This window comes from Fictibacillus nanhaiensis, from assembly GCF_036213205.1.
GTDB lineage: Bacteria > Bacillota > Bacilli > Bacillales > Fictibacillaceae > Fictibacillus > Fictibacillus nanhaiensis_E.
In genome coordinates, this window is record NZ_JARMFC010000009.1 from 106,099 (window position 1) to 127,296 (window position 21,198).

The following is a 21,198-nucleotide window of genomic DNA, read 5'->3' on the forward strand; positions in this document are numbered from 1 at the left end:
TTTTATAATTGAAATACTTATATAGAACAAAGAACGAAATCAAAAAACTAAAGTAAAATAAACAATTAGAGGCTAGAAGATTCTTATAAGGTCTATATCCAGGCATATTGTTATCTAACGTACCGCTTAATAAAAAAGGTAGAAATATAATGATCACCCCAATGATTGCTCCAAACAGTAACCAAATGCCGTCTGACCGTTTCACGTAAAGAAAGATAAGTATAACAGGGCATATCATGAATACCATCATTATGAACACACTAGTTCCAGACATAATAAACCGATAAATAACAGCTGAGTGTAAGAGACTTGGCAAAGTTAATAAAATAAAAATTAACAAAGAGAAAGGAAGCGGGCTCATGTAAAGCATTCTCCTGCTCTTCATTACTAGCATGACAATAAAAAATAGCGATAATGCTATACCAGTTATTTGGAAGATATAAAACGTAGAAGTTATCACAGATTCCCAACTGAGAGATTGTACAGTTACATAATGTATAGATTCACTTTTATAAAGTAAAAAAAAGATCCAACCGATTATTAGTACTATAGGTGGTAAGTATCCCGTCACTCTAAAAATGATTGGATCTTCCTCTTTGACTAGTTTTCTTTTATTCGCCAACTATTAACATCCTTTCATAATCAAAATTCCACTGTAATCTATACGCTTATCAAATAGAAAAACCTGCAGAAGTTATCCAACTTCTGCAGGTTTTTCTACTAGATTCTATAATGATCGGCTTTCCAGTTTGTAATTACTTGTTTAATTTCCTTTGGTTTCATGTTCTCAGCTGCTGCTTTCTCCGCAAGAAGTGGAAGTTCCTCATCTGGCGCGAATCGAAGTGCCACGATTTGCCCAGCCGTAAGCCTTCTATCTAACAACTTTCCTGTTAATACGTAATAGCGCAAGTTTTCTTCTGCACGTATCGCACGATCTTGAGCCTTTAATGGATACAAGCGAAGTAAAGCAAACGTCACCAACAGACTAAGAGACATCACGATTAATATCACGCCTAGTAACTTATCTTCTGCTTTAAACAGATAAACAATGCTTGCAATAAAACCTCCAAGCACAAGCAATGAAAGTACATAATGATAGATGGGATGCATGCGTGCATGATTGTTATAATTTTGTGTATTCATTTCGTTCTCCTCTTTCTGTTACTTTATCTATTCCCACTTAAACGTGAAGCTTGCTACGATAAACGCTCCGATCAACCAGCCGCCCAGAATCATGGCCTCCATGCCGAGATCCAAGAACGAAGCTCCAACGTTCATCGTCTCACGAAGAGCATGGCTTAAGTGAGCAATCGGTAAAATTTGTACAAATGGCTGTAAAAACTCAGGCATATCTCGAATTGGGAAGAATACGCCGCCTAAGAAAAGCATCGGAAACGATAGAAAACCTGCAATGGGTCCTGCACTCTCAGGAGTCTTAGCAATGCCTGCAATAATAAAGCCGATTGCCATAAAGGCTAACGTCCCAAGCGTTACAAACGCGATTACGGTTAACCAAGATCCTCTCACTTCAATGCCGAATGCAGCCCAAGCGACAGCTAATACAATCATCGCTTGCAAGCCGTTCAGCATAAAACGAGCTGTTATTTGTGCTGCAATAAATGTAGATGCTTTAAGTGTTGTTCCTTGCATACGACGTAAAATTCCACGCTCACGCCATGAAGAAATCTGCCCTGCAACACCATTCATGTTGTTGCTCATGATCATCATCGCCACGATTCCCGGTACTAGGAAGTCGATGTAACGAAGGTTAAGCGCTTCTACCCCTTTTGATTCTGTTATAACAACAGGCTCATAGCTCACTGATTTTTTACTGATCGTGTCTACAGCATTATCGACGAGCTGAAGTCCGACTTGGGACATCGCCATGTTTGTCTCGTTATAATAAACAGGTAGTTTAAAAGGATCTGCTTTGTTTCCTGCATAAAGATTTTCACCATAGCCTTTTGGAATGGTTATAACGAGCGTTAAATCACCTTGTTTTAACTGACTTAACACATCTTTTTCGTTTGAACTTTTTTCAAGAGATAAAGCTTCGTTTTTTTCCATTTCTTTTACTAAATTCTTCGACTGTTCACTCCTATCCTGATCAACAACAGCTGCCGTAATGGAAACACCATTACCGTTTCCTAAGAATGAACCTAACATGACCATCAGAACGATAGGAAATGCGAGGGTCCAGAACAGGACTTGTCTGTTTCTAAGAAAGATCCGAAGCTGAGCGAGTGTTAGTAGGTAGTATGATCTCATCCTTCTCTTAACCTTCTTCCTGTCATGTGGATAAACACATCTTCAAGTGTTGCTGTTCTTGTTTGAAGATCGACAAGCTTCAGCTGTTTTTCAGAAGCGATAGCGATTAAACTCGTTAAAGTCTCCTGTAGATCGTCCGTATAGAGAATATGTACATCTTTCTGACTGCCCACTTGCTTCACTCCGTCAATCTCTGACAAAGCAATATCTACTTCATCGTTAAACTTAAATTCAACCGCGCTATCAGACTGAAGATTTCTCACAAGTTCACTAGGAGTATCTAGAGCAATGAGCTTTCCTTGGTCCATAATGGCAATACGGTCGCATAACACATGTGCTTCATCCATGTAATGAGTCGTTAGAACAACCGTTTTGCCCCGTTCCTTCAAACGTAAAATAATGTCCCATAACGTTCGGCGTGCTTGTGGATCGAGCCCAGTCGTAGGTTCGTCCAAGAAAATAATCTGAGGATCATGAACAAGTGCAAGCGCGATCGCAAGTCTCTGCTTTTGACCACCAGACAAACCTTTTATTCTGCTATTCTTTTTCTCTGTTAAAAGCATGTCATCAATTAGTTCAGGAATCGAAATATGTTCGCTGTAAAAACTGCCGTAAAGATGAAGGATCTCATCTACAGTCAAGAGCTCAAAGAGTGTGGTAGATTGAAGCTGAACACCAATTACTTCTTTTACTTTATCAAGCTCTTTTGTAATATCAAATCCACCGACGATCGCTGTTCCTTCATCTGGCTTACGAAGACCAACTAACATCTCAAGCGTTGTCGTCTTCCCCGCTCCGTTTGGGCCGAGCAGACCAAACACCTCGCCATTATGTACAGAGAACTCACTTCCATCCACTGCAGTGAAATCTCCATATCGTTTCACAAGTTTCTCAACCTTTATTATTTCTTGCTGAGTTTCCATTCTTCACACTCCAAGCATACGTTTCACTGTTTCTTTTGTTTGCTGCAGCAAAACATACCTTCAAATTTTGTCCATAGCTGTTTAAGCGTAGAGATCCATTCACATGCCTCATCGATTGAATTCGGTTCTATCGCATAATAGCGAAAGCGCCCCTCTTTTCGGTGCGTTACAAGACCTGCATTCTCTAAAACTTTCAAATGCTTTGAGATCGCAGGAAGCGACATATCAAAAGGCTCCGCTAACTCTTGCACACTCCTTTCTCCTTTTGAAAGCTGCTCAATGATCGTACGCCGAGTCGGATCAGATAGAACTGAAAATACATCATTTAAATGTTCTGTATTATATTTAACCATTTGGTTAAGTATAATGCGCCATATATTAGGTTGTCAATTTGCATCTATCTTTGCTAACTATAGGTGTACTGAACTTTCACAGATGCTGTTATTTTGTTCTCTCCTGGTTGTATAGGTGTTTCGGCACTTTGTGCATACATAACGGCTTGAAACGGAACGGGTCTAGGGGGCAGCGACTGAGATACTTCTTGAACGATGATCGGTACTGGCCGAAGTGTAACTTGTAAGGCTCTTGCCATAGAAACCGCTTTTTGCTGAGCATTTTGAATAGCTAGTGACAATGCTTGATTATAAAAGGCATCTGGGTTTGAAACGGTGAATTGAATGGACGATATAGAGTTAGCTCCGTTTGCAACCGCTTGATCGATTGCCTGCCCTGTTTGCCGAATATCTTTTACCGTGACCTGCAACTGGTGCTCTACACGATATCCTCTAAATTGTTGCTGACCATTTTCATAGTTATATTGAGGTTCAACTCGAAAATTGGATGTCTGAATATCGCTTTGCGGAATACCTAATGACATAAGCGTTTGAATAACAGAAGTCGTTTTTTCAGCATTCTCTTTTTGAGCCACACTTAGATTTTGGTTTTCTGTAATGACTCCTATTGTTAGAAGAACTCTATCTGGAACAGCTGAAACAGAACCTTCACCTGATACAATTAGGCGATTCATCATTGTGAGGTCGTCTAGGTGCCTCATTCCTGTATTTTGAAAACCTGGATGATTGTAATACATAAACAGACTCCTTCCGCTTAGTTGTTCTATATAAGCTATGAGAGTGTGTGTGGGAAAAGAAGCGTATATGATGAGGGCATTTTGGGAGATTATGCTCGGTCATGGTGAGGTAATGCTCGTTCTCGTGGTTTTATGCTCGTTCACGGGACGGTTATGCTCGTTCCCGAAGTTTTATGCTCGGTCCCGATGTTTTATGCTCGCTTATAGAATTTTATGATCGTTTGCGGCAATTACGCTGTTCCCAGGTAACACTAATATCCTTCTCCATAGAAAAAAAGGCTGACATTCCGTGAGAATGCCAGCCTTTACTTTCAAATTATATTTTCGAAATAAAATTCATGAAGTTCTGAGAAGCAAATCCTCGGACTTCTTCTTCAGAATAATGTTTTAATAGTTCATTGATTAAGTTTTGAGTCATAGATGCATCTTCTAAATCCGTAATAAGTTGCGAGATGCCGTCGAAATCAGAGCCGAGACCGATTTGTTTTACTCCACCAAGTCCACAAAAATGATCGATGTGCTTAATTAAGTCACCAATACTTGCTGATCCCTCATTTTTCGTGAATGGCGGGTTATACACAACGTGCACAACTCCACCTTTACCGAACATCTCCTTTGCCATCTCATCCGTCAGGTTGCGAGGGTGGTCACACAGCACGCGTGAATTAGAATGGCTGGCAAGTGGATAATCGGCAATCTCCATCACATCCCAAAAAGCGCGATCACATAAATGAGACACATCCGTTAAAATTTTATGTTCGTTATTAAACGCGACAATCTCTTTTCCAAACATCGTCAAACCAGCTCCACGCGGTTCTTGAGCACCATCAGCGGCAAGATTCGCATGATTCCATGTTAAACCGATCAAAAGAACACCGAGTTGATGCAGAATGCTTAACTTCGTAAGATCATCACCGATCGCGTCCACTCCTTCAAGCGTAAGCACTGCTCCAATTTCTCCATCCTTCAATGTTTGAAAGTCATTCCAGTTCTTCAAATGCTTCATTTCTGGATTTTTACTAAGAACCTCTTTATAAAAATAATCTACTTGTTGAAGAGCAGATTGGAATTTTTGATCACTCGGAATAAATGGTTCAATGAAAATCGCAAAGAACTGAACGTTCACTTTTCCCTTTTGCAGCCGTTTCTTATTTGTAGCAAGCTGTGGTGCATCTGCATAGTTCAGCCTGCCGTCCGTTTCCCATAGTTTCAATAATGCATCGCAATGCAAGTCAATGACATTCATGTTGATCCCACCATTTCTTTGTTAAATAATCTCCATATCCCTAAAAGAATACGTTTAGTTGAAATTTATTTTTGTTATAATGTAAAGTATATCTTAGTTTACATATAAGGAAAGGCTTGATACGGGATGGAGAATAGTTCTTCTAATTTTATTAAAACAATCATCCAAAACGATCTGGAATCCGGAAAGCATAAGAAAATCGTTACTCGTTTCCCTCCAGAACCTAACGGATATCTTCATATTGGACATGCAAAATCAATTGTAATCAACTTCGGACTTGCAGATGAGTTTGGCGGAGAAACAAATCTGCGCTTTGATGATACGAACCCATTAAAAGAAGACCAAGAATACGTTGATGCGATTAAGAACGACGTCGAGTGGCTTGGGTTTGAATGGGAGAACCTTCGCTTTGCTTCCGATTACTTTGAAGAGATGTATGCGCGTGCTGTGCTTTTAATTAAAAAAGGAAAAGCCTATGTGGATGACCTTACGGCTGATGAGATTCGTGAGTACCGCGGAACGTTGACAGAGCCAGGTAAGCAAAGTCCTTATCGCAACCGTTCTGTTGAAGAGAACTTAGATCTATTCGATCGCATGCGTAAAGGCGAGTTCGAGAACGGTCAAAAAGTACTTCGTGCGAAGATCGACATGAGTTCACCTAACATTAACTTACGTGACCCAGTCATCTATCGTGTCTCTCACGCAACTCATCATAATACAGGTGACACATGGTGCATCTATCCGATGTATGCATTCGCTCATCCGATCGAGGATGCGATAGAAGGCGTTACACATTCGCTTTGTACAACAGAATTTGAAGACCAACGCCCTCTTTACAACTGGATTGTGGAAGAGTGTGAGATGGAAAGCCAACCTCAGCAAATCGAATTCGGCCGCCTAGGGTTAACGAATACGGTAATGAGTAAACGTAAGCTGAAGCAATTAGTAGATGAAGGTTATGTGGATGGATGGGATGATCCACGCATGCCGACAATCTCTGGACTACGCCGAAAAGGGTACACGCCTGAGTCAATCGTTGAGTTTGTAAAAGCAGCTGGTGTTTCCAAAGGTTCTGGTGTAACGGACACAGCTATGCTTGAGCACTTTATTCGTGAAGACCTAAAGGTAAAAGCACCTCGTACGATGGGTATTGTTGATCCATTAAAAGTGGTAATCACAAACTACCCTGAAGGACAGGTTGAGATGTTAGATGCTGAGATCAACCCAGAAAATCCTGAAATGGGATCACGTCAGATTCCGTTCTCCCGTGAAATCTATATCGAGCGTGAAGACTTTATGGAAGATCCTCCGAAAAAGTATTTCCGTCTCTTCCCTGGTAATGAAGTACGCTTAAAGCACGCTTACTTCATTAAATGCGAAGATTTCATAAAAGATGAAAACGGTAATGTCGTTGAACTACATTGTACGTATGATGTGGAGACGAAATCCGGCTCAGGTTTTACTGGCCGTAAAGTAAAAGGAACACTTCACTGGGTAGAAGCTACACAAGCCGTACCTGCAGAGTTCCGTATCTATGAGCCACTTATCTCTGATGCAGATATGGAAAAGGAAGAAGATAGCGAAGGCAAGACATTCTTGGATTACGTGAACAAAGATTCACTTATCGTAAAACAAGGATATATTGAAGCAAACATGAAGGATGCGAAACCTCAAGATAAGTTCCAGTTCTTCCGTCATGGCTACTTCAATGTAGATCCGAAGCATACAACTGACGAAAAAATTGTGTTTAACGAGATCGTTTCACTGAAGAGTTCGTTTAAGCTTTAAATCGTAATGAAAGAAGGGTTTCCAGCTGTGGAGACCCTTCTTTTTCTTATTGTTGTGATATGTTTTTAAGGACCTAAAAATGAGTTTATAAGCCTTCAAATCCATTTATGAGCCTTCATAAATTTTTATAGTCCTTCAAATTATTTTATAGGCTTTTCGACAAATAGCCTCACGATTTACTTAATGCAAGCCCATTAAACTCTTATTGTAGGGGAGGTCTTTCCCCATACTGCAACTCTCTGATTCGTAACCCAAAATTCATTTCTAAATGTGGATAATCTTTAAAACTTCCTTGAAAGTCTGCCCCCGATTTAAATCCTAATTTTTTCGCAATCTCTATGACTTCCATCCAATCAGACTGTCCGTTCCCATTGTCATCTCGTTCTAGATCCCAGACGACAGAATCATCATCCAGCTTAAGAGCAAAATCAATCGCTAGACCGTAGTTATGATAAGATTCGCCACCTTCAACATGAGTCACAATGGTCCCTTCTCTTGAACGGCCTTGTTCATACAGCCGATCCTGTTCAGCTGCTGATCGAAAATCATCAGTTATTACAACATTGATTCCTTTTTCCGACGCTTTTTGTATCAATATATCACGGTTCTCTGCCACAATCGGATGCAGCTCTGTAGGCAGAGGTGTATTTCTCTTTTTCCATTCCAATGTGATCAGATAAAAGATAGATGCAAGGACCGCGAGAAACAGTATACTTTTGAATATCTTCAATGAAACAAACTCCTTTGCCGAAAAGCACTCTACCTATAGTTTATATCATCGAATAGATTGCGGAAAAGAAAACACTCTTTTAGGATCGTATTTTTGATTGATTCGTTGAAGTCTCTCGGCATTTCTGCCAAAATACTCTTTTTCATAGTTTTGCAGTTCACTGTATGGAAAATTAACAAATGACCCTTTCGTGATGGTCTTCAAATATCTGAACCTTTTTTCCACCCATCTTCTATTTTCTTCTGCAACGGCTGGATCTTCCCATACGGATTGGATGCCTAAGATATAACGTGCTTTTCGGTAATAAAAAGCAGACTGTGTTTTATCGACATTTCGGATTTTCCCTCCCATTGCATACAAGGTGAGTGCTGCAAACACCGAACCTTCCGCACGTTTTTTTACAAGATTCACGATTGCTTCCACTTCTTCTCGGTCGTATTCTTTGTATACGAAGCGACCTGTCGATTTAAACTTTTCATATGGCGGATAGGTAGACTGAACTTCCGTAACAGCTTCTAAGAAGGGTAAAGATTTGGCGGAAATCTGAAAGCTGTCAATTTTGTTAAAAACATTTAACAGTGTCAATGCTTGTTCCTTCGATCCATAAAAGAACCCCCTGCCAAAGATAGCAAGTCCTTCAGATGCAGCGTTATACATGCTAGCATTCAAACACATTCGTTCATCTAGATTCACAAGCCACTTCTGCCATATTCTCAAAAACTTGCCTAGCTCTTTTGTTGTGGCACTAGGCTTATATAGCTCAAACAATGTCACTCGTTCTACTTTAGGCGGAAGCTTAAACGTCATGGAAACGACCACTCCAAAATTGCCTCCTCCTGCACCTTTGCATGCCCAAAACAGATCACTATTTTCTGTTTCATTCACTTTTAATCGTTCACCTTTATAGTTGATCAACTCTAGTTCTACCAAGCTGTCACATCCTAAGCCAAACAATCGGCTAGAGAACCCCCATCCTGCACCAAGCACAAAACCACTGACGCCAACAGTTGGGCATGTTCCTCCTGGAAATGGGTATCCACTAGAACTTACCGCTTGATAGAGATCTTTATTTTGAATGCCAGCTTGAACGTTAACCGTTCCTTCTTCCTCATTAATACTGACATCATTCAAGCGACTGATATCGATGACCAAAACACCATTACCTGTCGAATAGCCTTCGTAATGATGCCCCCCTGATCGAATTCGTATATCCTTACAATACTTTTGTGCCCACAAAATGGCGCGGCTTACATCTTCATATTCAGAGCAATAGACGATAACACTTGGAAATTTTTGAATCGCTCTGTTCCATTCTTGCCGTGCAGCGTCATATTGCGGATCATGGGGTAAAACAATTTCCCCCGTTAAACCTTGAAAGATATCCATCCTCAACACCCTTTATAAAAAATGAGTTGCATTAAAGTTTATGAGAAGGTGGCATGGTCAAATTCTGAAACAAAAATAAAAAAGACCAGGTTGCCCTGGCCTTCGTTCATTCTTTAGATTTATTGTTGTGAGCCGATCGCTTGAGCGAGATTGGACTTAATGGAAACTTTCTCAAAGGATAATCCTAATTGAATAGCGGTCATTGCAATTTCAGGTCGGATGCCAGACAAGGTTGACTTTACTCCGATCAGACCTAAAGTTTCAATAAGAGAAAAGATTTGCTGAGCAACCATCGTATCTATGATTAGAACACCAGAAAGATCAATAAAAAGATGTGTGATCTCTTTTTCCGTACACTGTTCGAGTGTGTTTTCCACAATAAGCTTTGCCCTTTGTGTATCGATAACACCGATTAACGGCAGAAGCCCCATATGATTATTCAGTGCGATAACAGGTGAACTAAGCTCGTTGATCATCTCTTGCTGCGCAATTAATTTTTCTTCACTATATTTTTGGTTTTCTTCTACAAACCAAGTAACAATCTTATTAAATGTATCAATTATTATCTCATTCCATGCATCAATGACAACTTGAGGGTACTCACCTTGATGAAGATGAACAAATTCTTGGACGAGATTTAAATATTGTTTTTGTACATTGAAGAATTCTTTCATGATTACAGTGAGAGGAGTATTTAAATGCTCATCGTCTTGAGCAATCATTAGAACCCACTTTTCAAAGTCTTTTAGAAACTTACTTTCTTCCGTTACAAAAACCTCACAAAAATGTTCGTGAAATTCATGATTTTGCATTTTAAGTGTTTCTATCGTTTTGGGATTAGTGGAAGCGTATACCCCCGTGGCCGTTGATTTATCAATTGATTGGTACCAATCTTCCGTCAACTGCCATGTTTTTTCAATTAAAAAAGAATGCAGCTCCTTATCCCTATGCATCTCTTTTCCACTCTCCCCATCTACCCAATTTTATCATTATTTTAATCTTCGTCTTTTGCATCCCAATCTTCAGGGATCGGTTCACTCAAATACTCCTCAACCATCTTCTTGTATTTTTCTAACTGTTCGAAATGAGTATTGAACTGTTCCTTGTTAATAAGATGCTGGTTACCGTCAAATATGGTACGGATTTTATTTTGCTGAACTAAGCTTTCAACTACCGCTTCTGGCATTGATAAATATTCAGCCGTTTCTTTTATGGTAAGGTACATTGTTCATACATCCTGTCTAACTTTTGGTTATTCTTAGCTTACAGCAAGAACGGTATGGATTCAATATACCCTAATTTGTTACTTCTAAAATCTAATTCATCATTTTTTTATTTTGTATCAAATGTTTTCTCATTAAAATGACAAAAAGGAGCAGAAGTACATCTACAAATCCATAAACCAAGCCGTAACTCCCTAGGTGATAAAGGAAACTTCCTAAAAGCGGTCCGATCGACATCCCCATGTATCTAAAAAAGTTATACGCACCGATTGCTGTAGCACGATTGGCTTGAAACTCTTGTGTAAGGAGAGTTGTCTGAACAGGTAGTGACATACCTAAGAACAGACCAAAGAATGAGATTGAAATAATCAACAATAAAAGGGATACATTCGAGACGAGTATAAACAACAATAAAGAAATGACGTTCAAAAAAGCAGAGAATACAATTACTTTTCGTTCATTGTATTTTCTCATTTTGCCGCCAATAAAGCTGCCCACTACGATGCCCAGTGATAATGGTAGAAATACTAGACCTTTTTGTTCGACAGACAATTCGTACCTTTCACTCATAATAGCAGGTAAGAATACTAGGAAGTTATACAGAGCGTAATACTGAATGAATCCCAAGCCAATAACAGTGTACCCAATACGGTTTTGCAAAATAGTAAGGAAATCTGAAAACCTAAAGTTCTGTTTTTTTGTTGTACTTGGTTTTGTTTCGTGCAGAAAGATGAAATTTCCTGCAAAGATGATACATACAACACAGATTAATGCTATAAAAATCATATGAAAATCAAATGAAGCACTTAAAAAACCACCCACTACAGGACCTAAAACTGGTCCTAATGATACCATCATCTGAAATGTTCCCATAGGCTGAATCCGATCTTTCCCTTCGAACAGATCCCCAATAACCGTTACTGCTACAACAGAACCCGCAGCAATTCCGATGGCTTGCATAGAGCGAAATACTAAAAGAAATTCAATGGATGAAGAAAAATAACAACCGATCGTAGCCGCTAAATAGATTAGAATGCCTGATAGCATCACTTTACGCCGTCCGATTGAATCCGTAAGTGGTCCATAGACCATCTGCATCAAAGCCAGGAAAATCGTATAGATCGAGATCGAGAAGTTAACCAAAAAAGGTGTTGTATGAAGTTCTTTCGTGACCTCAGGAATAAGAGGTACATAGATCGTTTGAGAAAAAGGACCGAGAAACGCAGCAAGTGCAACAAGGTAGACTAACAATCTGCGGTGCTTCACAAATAAAAACTCCTATCATTTTATAAAATAAAAAAGTCTGCTGAAAAAATTCAGTCAGACTTCCCTTACATTAACTTTTTAAATTATACACCTTGTTAAGCACTTTTAATAAGATTTAGTTTGATTTTAGTGTTTCTTTTTCTTTCATTTCATTCATTTTCTCAATATCTTTTCGGTGTTTTTCGTGATAGACGGCAGGTTTAAGTCCTCTAATTATGACAGGAAAAAGAGTAATAAATGGTGATACCAGAATAAAGAAAACAATCTCAAAAGTTAAAGCCGTAGCGAACTTGTCTGAGACTTTACTGAATAGACCATCTACTGTATAAGTTGCTACAACCCATGAAAAGATTGTAACCAATACATATTGTAAACAATGCTTAACATTGATATGAGAAATCATGTAGATATAAATAGAGAAGAATATTGCAAAACCTGGATAAAAGTAAATTAGCGCTGAATTAGTTAACATTTCATCTGACGAATAATCATTGTGAAAGAAATAAATAAAAAATATCATCGCTAGATATTGAACACTATAGATAGCCACTTTAGGAATTTTTAATTTTACTAATTGATTAGAAGCTAGTTTTTCCTTTGTTTCTGGTAAAGAATAATCATTAGGTTTTTCCCTAGTAATCCCAATATTTAAATCCTCTATAGAAGATCTATAAAAATAAGGCCTTCTTTCTACTTCGCTACTAACAACACTGAGATAATTCTTTTCGGCTACAAACCTCAGATCATAATCGGTGATTTCAAGGGGAATATTGTGCTCTCTTAGTGTTCTAAGCCATAAATGAATTTCCTCTTCGTCATGATGCGTAAATCTCATAACTTCCATTCTACCTTTACTGGCTCTAAAAAGAATATTAAGGGTTATGAGCTTGTTGTAAGTTGTTTCAAATGACTGTGTTGCAGAAGGGCGAACAACGGAATAAGGGGATAGCAAACACTTCACCATATCGGTGTATAAAATTTCTACTTTTATAGATTTATTCGTATTGGTGTCGATGAATGTTGTCACATAACCCGTATCTGTTAGTTCAGAATCACTCACTATACTAGTTCTCTTTTTCGTTTCCTTCGCTATAAAAATTATGAGTCCTGTAAGAATGGTTACGAAAAATAACATGATAACAAGTATAACGGGGTCTTCTTTCATAAATTTAATACCAATATATATAAAGAGACCTACAAATAGTGATAAGAAAATAATTATTAGTATAGTAGAATCTTTCCCCGCCTGACTCAATCTACTCGTATATTTTCCTTTCTTACCTATAACCTCCATTGCTACCTCCTATACTATTTAACCTCAATGACAAGTTTATCCGATTTTGCCCGTGAAACACACGCAATTATACAATTATTTTCACCTTTTTGTTCATCACTAAGAAATGAATCATAATGATTAATTTCTCCTTCTAAAACAGACAGTTCACATGTACCACAACGACCGATTTGGCAGGAATATGAAGTAATGATTCCATTTTTATGAAGAGCTTCTAATAATGTTTCAGTATGGGATACCTGTATTGTAGCTCCATTGTGTATCTTAACTTGAAATGTGTTTAACACTGTAGGCTTTGGTGGGCTAAAACGTTCAGAATGAACAGATGAACGTGGATAGCCCAACTCTATTGCTTTAGTAGTAAACTGCTCAATAAATCCTTCAGGTCCACAAAAATAGACATGCGTTCCGATTGGATGATTTTCTAAGGAGGTGGTTTGCAAACGTTGTTGTTGATCGGAAAAGTAAAAGTGGCTTTGATTAGGATAGTGTTTTTTTATGTATGTATAAAATGCACAGTTATCCTCAGATTTAGAGGCGTAATGAAGTTCAAAGGTTTGTCCGTTAACTGAGAAATCCTGCATCATAGAAAGGAATGGGGTAATCCCGATGCCTGCCGCGTAAAATACGTGATGTCTCGCTTTAAAGCTAAGAGAAAAATGATTCTTGGGGTAACTGATTTGAAGTCGATCACCGACTTTCATTCCCTGATGCCAGTAGAGTGAACCACCTTTAGAATCCTCACATAATCGCACAGCAATTTCATATTTCGTACGATCGTCGGGAGGACTCACTAAAGAGTATTGCCTTACAACAAGTCCTGACGGTGTTTTTAAGTAAGTAGAAACATGTGCACCTCCACTAAATCTTGGAAGTCCCTTTCCCGTTTCTTTGAACAGCGTAAACTTCTTAACCTGCTTTGTTATCTTTTCTATAGATGAAACCCGTACAAATAAATTAGGTTCAATAGACAAATAGACTCCCTCCTAACTTGTAGCTGGATAGCCTAAAAATGCATGGTGTAGTTCAGAATAGTGGTCTGACACTTCAAGCTTTAATTCACATTGAATGCAAGTTAATTCGGTAAGTTGTTCTTCTGCTCTGTTCAGTTCATGACAACGACAACAGAAAACGCTAATCCACTTCTCGCCATAACCAATAAATTGTGACTCATCACTCGAAAAACCGATACGAGCTGTCATCGTTTGTACGATATGAAGTTCAGAATACGGTAACACTACATAAAGGAAGGTTCCCATTTTTTGCTTTCTTAGAAAATCTTCTAGGAACGGCCGAGTTTTAGTAGAAAGGTGATACCACTCATAAGCCAACTTCTCTTTTCTCACGTGTTCGAACACACTGCTTAAAACTCTTAATCCATGCTCATCTGAACAAAATATATATTTTCTTTTTCCTTCAATGAAGACCGCATCCATACTCATAACGTCTTCAGCTGTTGGAGCTGACCTTCTAAATATTCCAACACAGCTTTTTTATAAGCAGAGATTCCTTTGTATTCAACAATATGTGCGGGAAGTTCAGACATGATTTCGTAAAATTGCTGCAGCCATTCTCTGTTTGTTGATAGTTGTTCAAGGGACAGCAAATGTGTGTGAATGGAAAAGAGAATGCTATTCGTTCTTGGCAGTCTGAATAACTTCTGCACCTCTACTCGTATATGAACAAGCTCACCTGCGTTGTCACTTGTTACGTGCTTGCGCAGCTTTCCCCACTGATCAAAGGTTTCAAGAGATGTATCAAGTCGATCACCTGCCATAAGCGACCAATTCAAACGTTCCCAAGGTGTTCCGGCTTCAAGCCTCATTAGAAATTGTAGAATTCGTTGATCTAGTCCCTCTTCCTTAAACCCAGGGATAGGATGATGAATGTTTTTAAATTTCATTCCTATGTTAAAAGCGAGAGACCAGTTAGCAGGAAAACAAAGCTGTCCTGCGTCTAAGTACAGATTATCGTCACGCTGTCTCATGTATATAAGGTCTTCTTGTACGTGTTGACTAATAAAAAACAACGGTTCACATGAAAGTGAGTTTTCATCACCAAAGATAAATTCTACTTTTTCGTCCAATATCTTATTGAAAAAAATCCAACTCGTATTCTCTTTCTCTACTGAAAAATCTTTTGGGTACTGCGAAACTAAGTGATCGATCACGAGCTCAACAATCTCCCACTGCCCTGTAATAGAATGTGGCAGCGATTGATAACAACGCTCTGGGTGATCACTTAATAGTTTACGCTTTAATAGCATCTCATTGTTATAACTTGGAGTAACCTCTATACTGAGTGGCTGTTTCATGGGGATGGAATTGTTGGAATAACGATACGTTGAATGTTTAAACGGATAAGGAAAATGCGCAAGATTACCTGTCCACTTCATACCTTCACCCTTTACAGAATATTCTTACAATTAATTGTAAAGAAAATCTATTGTTTTGGAAAGACAAAAAAGAGAACCGACTTTTAACAAGTCAGCTCTCCTTCTTCTTGTCCGGATAATCACACAGCTCAATAATCTGCCCTTGTGAATGCGCGGGGTTCATATAAATTAACCGTCTGCCAAAAGGATTTGTCCGATACGTATCTTTTAAAAAGGTATACCCTCTAGCTTCAAAGTCATCAATCGTTTGAAGAAGATCGTCCACTTCATAAGCCAGGTGATGCACACCCTTTCCCTTCTGTCGGATGAACCGCTCGATTGGAGATGTTTTACTCGTAGGTTCAAGCAGTTCTATTACCTGATTTTCAAGCTCAATCACAGCAATGTGAGTTTCTACTCCAGGCTTTTCACTTGTATAACGTTCAGTCAGCTTTCCGCCTAATACATTCGTATAAAATTTAATTGCTTCGTCTATTCGTCTCACAGCAATGCCGGTATGATCTAGTCTCATCACGTTCACCTCATTTAACTAGCATTATAGAGGGTTGTTGGCATTTAAGCAAAAAAGGTGGTCCTTAAAGAAAGGACTACCTTACCAGATTATTTGATTCTAATTTTTTCATCGCCTTTAATCCACTCGGGATAATAGCTTAAGTCAATGGTTAAAGGATTTTGTGAGTGGCCTATTGGAGGCAGCTCTATCCCTAGTCGTGTTGTACCTTTTTCTTCTTCAGTACCCATAGACTGCGAGTTGACCTCAATAGTTTTACCATGTGCATCAGTTATTGTGCTAAAAATACCATAACGGAATGGTTTTTTTGTATGCAGATCAAAGACAAGCTGCCCGTCTTCTTTCCTTAGATTTTTCAACTTATTTCCATCAGGCTGTTTTAAAATCTTCATTTTTTCTGTATCCACAACAATGACTGCATTATCTTTATTTATGGCTTGAGCACTGCTTAAGATTAAATATAATTCTTTCGGTTCTTTAAAATAGTTACTTTGCAGATAAACTTCCCGCTCAGTGCCTTTATCACCTGAACCGGTTATACCATTTGCTATGTTACCCCACACTTCATTGTTTTCATCTACTAAACGTAGGTCATCAAGTTGCAGGATGTATTTTTCATTTTCATCTTTCATCTTTAATTTAACAACAGCTCGTAATGGATAGATGGTTACCTTCTCAATATTGATCTTTTGACCTTCTAAATCCATCGTTTGTTCAACCGCATATTCTTTTTTCTTCTTAAACTCTTTAAGGGTTAATGGAATGGAAAATTCTTTGTCCTTTAACTGTAGTTCAACGATATATTCTTTTGCTTCAATAGGTGCTTCAAAGAAATATTCAATTTCTCCGCTAAACTTGGTCTCGCCTTTATCTGAAGTATGGGCATCGCCGAATGAATTATATGCTTCATCCAGTGCGGTTCCGTCTTTTGTTCTAATCTTTACATCATCAAACATAACCTCTTTTATTTTTTCTTTGGATTCAATCGAATAAAAAAGCACCATACCTATCTCATCAGCAATCGTTCCATCAATGGTAACTTTCAACCCATCTTTTTCATCTGATACGCCTTGTTTTTGATAATATTTTTTTTCAACAGCTGCCATTCTTCCTTTATCATCACGAATCATACTCACTATTTTTTCCATGCCAGGTATTTCAGAAATGTAATTAGCGAAAGCCGGTGAATTCTTAATTGAAGAAAATAATCCAATGAGTAAAAGAGCTGCCGCTATAAAACTAAAAGCACTTCTTTTCTTAATTCTAGATTTTCGTTCTTCTGTTTTTGCCTTCTGAAATCCACTTAATATCGCCTGATCAATAGAATCTAGTGAAATCGGTATATTTTCATATTCTTTCTTCAAATCGTTTAGTTGTGCTTTTTCTCTTTCAAACATGTAGATTACCTCCTTTCTCATCTAGCTTTTCTCTTAATACTCGTAATGCCTTATTCAGCCACGTTTTAACTGTACCTTCTGGACACTGCATCATGATCGCTATATCTTTAATCTTTACGTCATTAAAATATTTCAAGGTAAGGATTTCGCGTGACCTGTCGTCTAAATCTAACATCGCGTCCTTCAACTCTAATTGTGTGTGGTTCTCTGAGACACCTAACAAATTCAACATTTCATCATTCGTGACGACTCGCTTTTTTAGTTTCAACTGATCATTACAATAGTTGATCATAATTCGAATCAGCCACGTTTTAAAATAAAACTCGTTTTTTAATTTTTTTATATTTTTGTAAGCACGATACGTAACTTCTTGAATAGCTTCGAGTGCTTCTTCTTCATTACGCAAAAAAGATAGAGCTGTTTTATATAAATCGACTTTATACGTTTGAATCAAACTCAAAAACGCCTCGTCGTTTCCTTTTATCGCTTTCTTCACTAACTGTTCTGTCTCCAATTTATAGCCTCCTGACCCTTACCTATATATTAGACCGTGGAAAGCAAAAAAAGTTTTAATAAAAATAAAAAAATCAGCCTTTTTAACAAAGACTGATTTCAATAGCTATTTTTTTGCAAGCAGGTACATAAAATACGGTGCCCCAATGATGGTCACAATGATTCCCGCTGGTATTCCACTAGGATCTAATACTACTCTTCCGATCGTGTCAGCTGCTAGCAGTAAGATGCCTCCGATCAATGCTGCAACAGGAAGGAAGACTTGGTGTCTCGGGCCTACTAACGAACGTGCGATATGAGGAGCCATCAATCCTACAAAAGCAATTCCACCACTGACTGCTACAGAAGCCGACGCAAGTGCTACCGAGATCATGATCAAAGAAATTCGTTCTCTACTTACATTCACACCTACACCGACAGATACGTTCTCATGCAAATTCAACGTATTTAAAACATTGGATTTAAACATCGTATAAGGAATCAGCAGCAAAATCCATGGCAGCAATGATAAAACAAACGTCCAATCATCGCCCCAAATCCTGCCTGCCATCCAGTTCGCCATAAACGAATAATCTTCCATATCTAGTCTCGTAGATAATGTCAATGTTGCTCCATACAAGGCGGCTGCTAAACCTACACCGACTAAGACGAGCCGGGTCGGTTCAACACCTTCACCTTTTATGTAAGACATGATGTAGATCACAAACGCTGTTACCATTCCGCCAAATAATGCAAATAGCGGTAGAACGTATAAAAAGCTTGTGGTTTCCACTGTAAAAAACATGATATACACCACTACCATCAGACCAGCACCAGCATTTATTCCTAAAATACCAGGATCTGAAAGCGGGTTCTTCGTAATACTTTGGAGGATAGCACCAGACACAGCGAGCCCCATCCCCGCAAGAATAGCAACAAAGATACGTGGTAAACGGAACTCAAAAAGAATTAGATTCTCTCTCGGCGTTCCTTGCCCAATAATAGTTCTAAATAATTCTGAAGGTGTTAATGAAGCAAATCCAGTTGCCACACTTATAATGAAAACGGCTATCAGCAATAAGATCGCCGTAATCGTCGTTACTCTTACTCTCTTAATCTGGTGTGCATTCATCATGATAATTTTCTTCCTCCCTTTCTTGCAAGGTAGAGGAAGAAAGGTACCCCGATCATCGCGACTACTGCACCGACTGGTGTTTCATAAGGAGCGTTTACCGTTCGAGCAAACGTATCTGCTAACACCATGAGCACACTTCCAAAAATCGCGGAACATGGAATGATCCACCGATAGTCCGTTCCAACTAAGAACCGAACGATATGCGGCACCATAAGACCTACAAATGCAATAGCACCAACGAGCGAAACTGCAGCTCCAGCTAAGATCAACACTACCGTCATGAGAACTATTTTTGTAAATAGTGTTCGTTGACCAAGGCCGCGCGCCACTTCTTCACCAAAGCTTAAAATGGTTAACTGCCTTGAGAACATAACTGCTACAATAATTCCAACCAACACAACTGGTACGATAATTTTCAGCTGTGCCCAGTTTGTGCCTGACACACCACCTGCCGTCCAAAACGCAAGGTCTTGAGAAAGCTTAAAATATAATGCAATGCCTTCTCCTAATGAAGAAAGCAGTGCAGAAACAGCTGCACCTGCTAACGTAATTCGGATTGGAGTCAATCCACCTCGACTCATTGAGCCAAGTCCGAATACTAACATCGCACCTATTCCTGCACCTATAAAGGATAGAATCATCACGGTAAGGTAGTTCGCCCCTGTATTAAAAGCGAACACACAAGCAAGAGCGAGGCTTGCTCCTGCGTTCAAACCAAGTAGACCAGGGTCTGCTAATGGGTTTCTAGTCATCCCTTGCATGATTGCTCCACTCACAGCAAACGCCGCACCGACGATTGCTGCACCAAGCTCTCTCGGTAATCGTAGACTCATAATGATACGGTCAGCTTCTCTAGTAGGATCATAGTTGATCACAGCGTTCCATACGGTTAAAAACTGAATCTTAGCGGCTCCCACAGATATTGCAAGAACGATACTCAACAAAAGAAGTGCGAACCCTAACAATAAAATAACTGTCCCTACCGCTGGCCTAGAATACACTTTATTCTCTTTTATAAGCTTGGTTTTTGTTTTGAACATAGCGTTTGTCCCTTTTTATGAAGTGCTTATTATTTCTTTTTCGTTAACTCTTCAACGATAATATCTAGTTCTTTTTCTAGCGAGATCGGGTCATTGAAATAGAAAGACTCTGAATCAAACTTGATTGCGTTACCGTTCTTAACGGCCGGAAGTTCTTTCCAAACATCTGACTCCATAAATGAATTGTCTGGATTACCAGCACCAGATCCAACAAAGATATAATCTCCAGCATAAGTAGGGATCACTTCAGTTGAAATGGCTTTCCAGCCTGGGCCAAATACATCTTCTTCTAACTTCTTAGGAGCTTTAAGTTCTAGTGCTTGGTAGATTACTTCTGTACCACGGCCCCAGTTCTTACCATAGACATACATGTCTTTTCCGTATGCTTCCATAACCATGAACGTCTTATCTTCACCAATTGCAGATTTTACTTTTTCACGAGCATCAGCGGCTTTCTTCTTCCACTCTTTTACCCATGATTTTGCTTCTTTTTCTTTATTAACCATCTTCCCAATCTCAACGTGCTGTTCCATGTAGTCATACTTGTCATACGTCATTGTAACAGTTGGAGCAATCTCTTCATATTTCTTAATATTTTTGTCATCAGAATACGTAATGATAAGATCCGGATCTAATTCTAGTAATTTTTCATATGAATCAGCTGTTACCACTTCAGCTTTGTCTAATTTGTTTCCGTAAAACTTGTTTGCTTTTGGATATTCATTTACTGCTACTGGTGTAATTCCTAAGTCTAGCAAGTTACCTGCATAAGTTGCAGCCATCATTGCAACACGTTTCGGTTCAGCTGGCACTTCAATCTCTTTACCTTTTTCGTCTTTATAGATTCTCGTTTCATTTTTCGACGATTCCTTTTCACCAGTGCTTGCGCCTTCTTCTGAATTATTTCCGCATGCAGCTAGTACAAATACTAAAAGTAATGTCATAAAGCTAACGAGTAATTGTTTTGTTGTTCTTTTCATTTTGTTATCCCCCTATATTTGACAATAAAAATCA

At 38.8% G+C, this 21,198-nt stretch carries 22 protein-coding genes; 1 reads left to right on the plus strand and 21 read right to left on the minus strand.

The window, feature by feature from the left end; all coding sequences use genetic code 11:
• Positions 1 to 720: 720 nt before the first annotated feature.
• The 6 genes from P4V41_RS11640 to P4V41_RS11665 form a co-directional block, all read right to left on the minus strand.
• Positions 721 to 1,143, minus strand: coding sequence for a DUF6526 family protein (locus tag P4V41_RS11640; protein ID WP_328085047.1), 423 nt, complete (start codon positions 1,141 to 1,143; stop codon positions 721 to 723).
• Positions 1,144 to 1,170: 27 nt separating this feature from the next.
• On the minus strand, positions 1,171 to 2,268 hold the full coding sequence (locus tag P4V41_RS11645; protein ID WP_328085048.1) for an ABC transporter permease: 1,098 nt from the start codon (positions 2,266 to 2,268) through the stop codon (positions 1,171 to 1,173).
• The gene (locus P4V41_RS11650; RefSeq protein ID WP_328085049.1) at positions 2,265 to 3,191 is read right to left on the minus strand and encodes an ABC transporter ATP-binding protein; all 927 of its coding nucleotides are present in this window, start codon (positions 3,189 to 3,191) and stop codon (positions 2,265 to 2,267) included. Before P4V41_RS11650 ends, P4V41_RS11645 begins: the two co-directional genes overlap by 4 nt.
• Before the next feature lie 23 nt (positions 3,192 to 3,214).
• Positions 3,215 to 3,544 (minus strand): metalloregulator ArsR/SmtB family transcription factor, encoded by a 330-nt coding sequence (locus P4V41_RS11655; RefSeq protein WP_328085050.1) that lies wholly within the window; start codon positions 3,542 to 3,544, stop codon positions 3,215 to 3,217.
• Positions 3,545 to 3,597: 53 nt separating this feature from the next.
• Positions 3,598 to 4,281, minus strand: coding sequence for an SIMPL domain-containing protein (locus P4V41_RS11660; protein ID WP_328085051.1), 684 nt, complete (start codon positions 4,279 to 4,281; stop codon positions 3,598 to 3,600).
• 316 nt (positions 4,282 to 4,597) lie between these two features.
• On the minus strand, positions 4,598 to 5,527 hold the full coding sequence (locus tag P4V41_RS11665; RefSeq protein WP_328085052.1) for a dipeptidase: 930 nt from the start codon (positions 5,525 to 5,527) through the stop codon (positions 4,598 to 4,600).
• A gap of 126 nt (positions 5,528 to 5,653) precedes the next feature.
• On the opposite strand from P4V41_RS11665, the gene P4V41_RS11670 reads away from it, so the two are divergent.
• Positions 5,654 to 7,315: a glutamine--tRNA ligase/YqeY domain fusion protein gene (locus P4V41_RS11670; RefSeq protein WP_328085053.1), complete on the plus strand. Its 1,662-nt coding sequence runs from the start codon at positions 5,654 to 5,656 to the stop codon at positions 7,313 to 7,315.
• A 202-nt stretch (positions 7,316 to 7,517) separates the two neighbouring features.
• Here P4V41_RS11670 and P4V41_RS11675 read toward each other — a convergent pair whose 3' ends face one another.
• The 15 genes from P4V41_RS11675 to P4V41_RS11745 form a co-directional block, all read right to left on the minus strand.
• Positions 7,518 to 8,045: a M15 family metallopeptidase gene (locus P4V41_RS11675; protein ID WP_419181308.1), complete on the minus strand. Its 528-nt coding sequence runs from the start codon at positions 8,043 to 8,045 to the stop codon at positions 7,518 to 7,520.
• A 45-nt stretch (positions 8,046 to 8,090) separates the two neighbouring features.
• Positions 8,091 to 9,431, minus strand: a complete 1,341-nt coding sequence (locus P4V41_RS11680; protein WP_328085054.1) for an FAD-binding oxidoreductase — start codon at positions 9,429 to 9,431, stop codon at positions 8,091 to 8,093.
• Positions 9,432 to 9,550: 119 nt separating this feature from the next.
• A complete protein-coding gene (locus tag P4V41_RS11685) occupies positions 9,551 to 10,384 on the minus strand; it encodes an STAS domain-containing protein (RefSeq protein WP_328085055.1) in 834 nt (277 codons plus the stop codon).
• Between the two features lie 41 nt (positions 10,385 to 10,425).
• Complete coding sequence (locus P4V41_RS11690; protein WP_066243091.1) at positions 10,426 to 10,656, minus strand: excisionase family DNA-binding protein; 231 nt, start codon at positions 10,654 to 10,656, stop codon at positions 10,426 to 10,428.
• A gap of 91 nt (positions 10,657 to 10,747) precedes the next feature.
• Positions 10,748 to 11,920: an MFS transporter gene (locus P4V41_RS11695; RefSeq protein WP_328085056.1), complete on the minus strand. Its 1,173-nt coding sequence runs from the start codon at positions 11,918 to 11,920 to the stop codon at positions 10,748 to 10,750.
• Between the two features lie 115 nt (positions 11,921 to 12,035).
• Positions 12,036 to 13,214 (minus strand): hypothetical protein, encoded by a 1,179-nt coding sequence (locus P4V41_RS11700; protein ID WP_328085057.1) that lies wholly within the window; start codon positions 13,212 to 13,214, stop codon positions 12,036 to 12,038.
• Positions 13,215 to 13,228: 14 nt separating this feature from the next.
• Positions 13,229 to 14,188: a PDR/VanB family oxidoreductase gene (locus P4V41_RS11705; protein WP_328085058.1), complete on the minus strand. Its 960-nt coding sequence runs from the start codon at positions 14,186 to 14,188 to the stop codon at positions 13,229 to 13,231.
• Positions 14,189 to 14,200: 12 nt separating this feature from the next.
• On the minus strand, positions 14,201 to 14,656 hold the full coding sequence (locus tag P4V41_RS11710) for a hypothetical protein (RefSeq protein ID WP_328085059.1): 456 nt from the start codon (positions 14,654 to 14,656) through the stop codon (positions 14,201 to 14,203).
• Entirely contained in the window at positions 14,653 to 15,609 is a 957-nt protein-coding gene (locus P4V41_RS11715; RefSeq protein ID WP_328085060.1) for a DUF3445 domain-containing protein, read from the minus strand. The genes P4V41_RS11710 and P4V41_RS11715 overlap by 4 nt, the downstream gene beginning before the upstream one ends.
• A gap of 91 nt (positions 15,610 to 15,700) precedes the next feature.
• Complete coding sequence (locus P4V41_RS11720; RefSeq protein ID WP_328085061.1) at positions 15,701 to 16,120, minus strand: VOC family protein; 420 nt, start codon at positions 16,118 to 16,120, stop codon at positions 15,701 to 15,703.
• 89 nt (positions 16,121 to 16,209) lie between these two features.
• On the minus strand, positions 16,210 to 17,517 hold the full coding sequence (locus P4V41_RS11725) for a DUF4179 domain-containing protein (RefSeq protein WP_328085062.1): 1,308 nt from the start codon (positions 17,515 to 17,517) through the stop codon (positions 16,210 to 16,212).
• The gene (locus tag P4V41_RS11730) at positions 17,510 to 18,031 is read right to left on the minus strand and encodes a sigma-70 family RNA polymerase sigma factor (RefSeq protein WP_328085063.1); all 522 of its coding nucleotides are present in this window, start codon (positions 18,029 to 18,031) and stop codon (positions 17,510 to 17,512) included. The genes P4V41_RS11725 and P4V41_RS11730 overlap by 8 nt, the downstream gene beginning before the upstream one ends.
• A gap of 105 nt (positions 18,032 to 18,136) precedes the next feature.
• On the minus strand, positions 18,137 to 19,144 hold the full coding sequence (locus P4V41_RS11735; RefSeq protein WP_328085064.1) for an iron ABC transporter permease: 1,008 nt from the start codon (positions 19,142 to 19,144) through the stop codon (positions 18,137 to 18,139).
• Complete coding sequence (locus P4V41_RS11740) at positions 19,141 to 20,184, minus strand: iron ABC transporter permease (RefSeq protein ID WP_328085065.1); 1,044 nt, start codon at positions 20,182 to 20,184, stop codon at positions 19,141 to 19,143. Before P4V41_RS11740 ends, P4V41_RS11735 begins: the two co-directional genes overlap by 4 nt.
• Before the next feature lie 29 nt (positions 20,185 to 20,213).
• Positions 20,214 to 21,164: an iron-hydroxamate ABC transporter substrate-binding protein gene (locus P4V41_RS11745; protein WP_328085066.1), complete on the minus strand. Its 951-nt coding sequence runs from the start codon at positions 21,162 to 21,164 to the stop codon at positions 20,214 to 20,216.
• Positions 21,165 to 21,198 lie beyond the last annotated feature (34 nt).